This is a genomic window from Prevotella sp. TF12-30, from assembly GCF_003436715.1.
GTDB classification, from domain to species: Bacteria; Bacteroidota; Bacteroidia; order Bacteroidales; family Bacteroidaceae; genus Prevotella; species Prevotella copri_A.
The window spans coordinates 1-3,907 of record NZ_QSQJ01000081.1 but is presented as its reverse complement, the minus strand read 5'-3'; the positions used below and the strand labels follow the sequence as shown (position 1 = coordinate 3,907).

Genomic DNA, 3,907 nt, shown 5'->3' with positions numbered 1-3,907 from the left:
TTGTTTGCTTCCCTAATTAAGTTTTCGGACGGCCTCCCCCAATATCTTTGCACCAGCATACACCTTACAATAATCACCAATAGTAGGAAGCCCACTTTGTGACCAACCTATTGTCACCTGTTGACTTATCACACAATGCTTTCCTATTTTCTTTGCATTAACTATCGTCGAAAAACCATGCATAATACGAAGTCCTTCTCCTATATTAGCATTACAAAAATATAGGTTCAGAGTGGATGGTTTTAAGAGACTAACTATTCTTTTGGTAATCTTCAGCATAGGAGACTGTCTGTATTCAAGACGATAATATACTAGACGTCTGTATTCCGGATAATGATACATCAGCTTTAAAAAACCTCCAATACTCTGAGGAACATTAAGCCATTCCGCCCACACCTTAAAATCAGCCTTAACTAAGAGGAAAACCTTTTTAAATTCATTCATAGTTTCATTTTATGGGTCAATTTCTTTCCCATTTGTTAGTTTCAAAATTATATTTTTTAACAATCCGTGCAGGGTTACCTGCAACAATAGAATAAGGTGGAACATCTTTTGTTACTACGGCTCTTGCAGCAATAATAGAATGTCGCCCAATATGCACTCCCGATAATATCTCACAACTAAAACCTAACCAACACTCATCCTCTATGATGACAGGTCCTTTACTAATCAATGGCTGCTTGGATATTGGCATATTAATATCCTCGTAGCCATGACTATGGTCTGTAACATGTACATAACCAGCAAACAATACATTCTTACCGATAGTGATGCCATGTATGGCGGCAAAACTGTTTCGTATTCCTATCCATGTACCATCCCCAACAGTTATTTTCGGAGAGTATTTGTTGCCAAGATGCTCAACAATAGGAATAAAATAAGTATTTTTCCCAATGCCAACATCACAGCCAAAGAAAATGCACTGAGGATTCTGTATAACTACACCAGAAGCTTTTGTCCAATGTTCCCCCATTGCACCAAGCTTATTTTTCCAATACCATCTTACCCCCCCATTTTAATTTTATTAATTATTTTTGATGTTGCTTTTATTACAATTTGCTTCATACTCATATTTTTAGTTTGACAATAAGGATGCAAAAAATATAGCACAAAAAGGCGATGTCTTTTCATATTATTAAAGTTCTTCTTTGCCCATCTAGAATACCAGGATTTTGATAACAATTTTAATTGCAAATCATAAAAACGTTTTTCTTTAGCTATATTTCCCTTTCTTTTTACTGTAGGCCATTGTGACTTTTCAAAAAGATGATAATCAACTTTACTTGCCAGTACAACATTTTGTTTAAACAAATTGTTTATAATATTCTTGCCATATTCAGAATGTACCAAGAAAAGTGAAGCCCCCACAGTTTCATTTTCCAAATATTCTTTCAGCCAAGGATCACCCACTGAAATATCTGCATCCTTACTCTCTACCTGTTTGCAATAGAAACATCTCTTCGGAGTAAATATACCAGAATCATGCATAGTTATCCAAGGCTCAGTATAGTTAGTTCTTTTTATATGGCTACCATCATTTAATGTTATATCTATGCCGTTTGGCCATCCTCCACCTCGATACCTAATATTTTTAACCTGTGATTTTGATATACCTAAAAACTTATAATAACAATAAGTACCATCCAATGTTGTCTGACCAGAACAAAAATAGTCAATGATTATGGATTCAATATTTGCTCTTCTTAATATACTTCGTATGGCTCTAACAAAACATGGAGAACACACAACAAGAATGCGACCACGAATCTCAGAAATGTGTTTTCTTATAAATCCTACCAAATCCATATCTTGATATACTGATCCTACCATTTCATATTCTTCAAAAGAATATATCAATTTCGGCTCATAACGGCATTTTTCTGTAACAAACTCACAAGACAGGTATGTATTTATCTGTTTTGAATCAAAGAGATATCTTACAATGGAGCTTGTTATACCCCCTGAAGCAGATTCATATCTTGTATTATTATCATAGGCATATCCTATGTAAGTCTCTGTCATGTTTTAAACTATTATTTGATTAAACCTTGATTAATTTTCATTCGTATCAAGAAACGACGAATCGTATAATCTTCTGTTCTACATCTCATTTCATATTTATAGAAATAATTGTAATCTGCCTTCGGATTCTTCTCGAACAACACATCAGAACGGTGCATCTTAGCACTATAAATATCCCATGCCTTAGTAAAATAATGGTTTATCAACATTGTTGCATTTTCTTGCTTATGTCGACCTCCACCCCATGTTTTATCAATGGTACAGATATACCCAAACTGATTTACAGCAGGGAGAGTTATCTTTACTCCACAAATGGAATATTTCATATAAGTGTGGTGATGTACATGCCACAAATCAAAACTTGCTATATTATAACGAGTATTAATCAGACACTTGCCATGAGAATAAAGCTCATCGAAACAGGTGAAATATTGCTCTATCACATTTTTACAATAATCATGTTCCAGTTTACCTCCAGTACCAAACATTCTCCAATGAATGTTTATAGCAGGATATTTATCAAACGGCTTCAACCATTCTTCTATAGTATTAGCATACTTAGGTACAAAGAATTCATCTGCATCCAAGAAAGAAATCCAATTTGTCTCATTGCGAAAACTCTCATAGCAATGTTTGTATGCCTTAAATTGAGAATGGTCGTATGGCCAGTCTATTAAGGTAACAGCCCCTTTATCAATATAAGGTCTTAAAACTCTCTTAAAATCATCATCAGAATTATTATTATATAAGTAGAAATGATCTACTCCTATGGTGAGATGATAATCAAGCCATTCTTTCAAAAAAGGGGCTTCATTCTTAAAAATTAAACATAATGAAACACGGTATTTCATTACTCGTTTGTCATGCTTACCAAACAACTTTATATAACTTTTGCAAATAGAGTTGTATAAGAGCATTTTAATAAAAGATTCTATCCTATTCATTACATATATTATTTATCCCATACAAAGCCATAGCCAAACATGGAGGTGTTAACTATTTCACGCAAAAAGCCATACCATAAAAAGTTCAAAGCATAAACTATCATTAGTGCATTCTTCAATGCGGTTTTACTGGCGAGTTTATACATATATATACCTATCAATAGAGGCATCAACACAATAAACATATTATAAAATCTACCAAACATTTCGATGTCTCCACCAATAGTTTTTAGCATAATGGCAAAATAGCTAAAATAAAAACTTACGAATATGTTATTGTCTTTTTTTTGTGCCAAAAAGCCAAATACAATGATAGAACAATATGTCACTAAACTTACTACTTGATTCACAAATCCAATTACTACGGCTTTGTTTCCTAACACATTGGAAATACTTCCTTCTTCTGAAAACCAACGATCTGCATTTTCTACATAATTAGACCCTTTCTCACTATCTAAATTTACATTGTTTTGAATAAAATCTACAAAATACGAGAGATTAGAAGAGTCCCAAAAATAGTAACAATACAAAAAGAGAAGAAGCATTCCACAAAGTATCATTTTTTTCTTTGCAATCTGTTCTACAATCTTATGCGGAAGATATACTAAAGTTACAAACACGGTAACAACAATAATTCCACTAAAATGAATCAATGGTATAGCACACAAACACAACCACATCTTCTTCTTTTTAGAAACTAAGTAGAAATAGTAAGCATACAAAATAAATGAAACTGCTATATATTGTCTAATTAAATTTTCTGCTGATGGGGTTAAGATAAAGAATAAAGGCAAAGCCCAAATTGCTGCTTTCCTATAAACTTTTAACAGCAATAATATACCACCTATCAAAAGAGCACTATACAAGACAAATGCCACCCAAAAAGGTAGGGATGTATAATAACAATACTCTGTTAATTCTTATGTAATCGATTGAAAATG

General features: G+C 33.0%; 4 protein-coding genes and 1 pseudogene. All 5 read right to left on the bottom strand.

Annotated features, from left to right (window positions below; all coding sequences use genetic code 11):
* Positions 1-12: 12 nt before the first annotated feature.
* The gene (locus DXD25_RS15945; protein ID WP_117664349.1) at positions 13-444 is read right to left on the bottom strand and encodes a serine acetyltransferase; all 432 of its coding nucleotides are present in this window, start codon (positions 442-444) and stop codon (positions 13-15) included.
* A gap of 16 nt (positions 445-460) precedes the next feature.
* A complete protein-coding gene (locus DXD25_RS17585; RefSeq protein ID WP_370453434.1) occupies positions 461-694 on the bottom strand; it encodes a DapH/DapD/GlmU-related protein in 234 nt (77 codons plus the stop codon).
* Positions 695-1,002: 308 nt separating this feature from the next.
* Positions 1,003-2,022, bottom strand: a complete 1,020-nt coding sequence (locus DXD25_RS15935; protein ID WP_117664347.1) for a Coenzyme F420 hydrogenase/dehydrogenase, beta subunit C-terminal domain — start codon at positions 2,020-2,022, stop codon at positions 1,003-1,005.
* An 11-nt stretch (positions 2,023-2,033) separates the two neighbouring features.
* Positions 2,034-2,966, bottom strand: a complete 933-nt coding sequence (locus DXD25_RS15930) for a glycosyltransferase family 92 protein (protein WP_117664346.1) — start codon at positions 2,964-2,966, stop codon at positions 2,034-2,036.
* 8 nt (positions 2,967-2,974) lie between these two features.
* Positions 2,975-3,859, bottom strand: a pseudogene (locus DXD25_RS15925) (EpsG family protein); the annotation flags it as partial.
* Positions 3,860-3,907 lie beyond the last annotated feature (48 nt).

Bases quoted from the DNA above. Each gene is read 5' to 3' on its own strand.
- DXD25_RS15930 (WP_117664346.1), bottom strand. From the start codon at position 2,966: ATGAATAGGATAGAATCTTTTATTAAAATGCTCTTATACAACTCTATT.
- DXD25_RS15945 (WP_117664349.1), bottom strand. From the start codon at position 444: ATGAATGAATTTAAAAAGGTTTTCCTCTTAGTTAAGGCTGATTTTAAG.
- DXD25_RS15935 (WP_117664347.1), bottom strand. From the start codon at position 2,022: ATGACAGAGACTTACATAGGATATGCCTATGATAATAATACAAGATAT.
- DXD25_RS17585 (WP_370453434.1), bottom strand. From the start codon at position 694: ATGCCAATATCCAAGCAGCCATTGATTAGTAAAGGACCTGTCATCATA.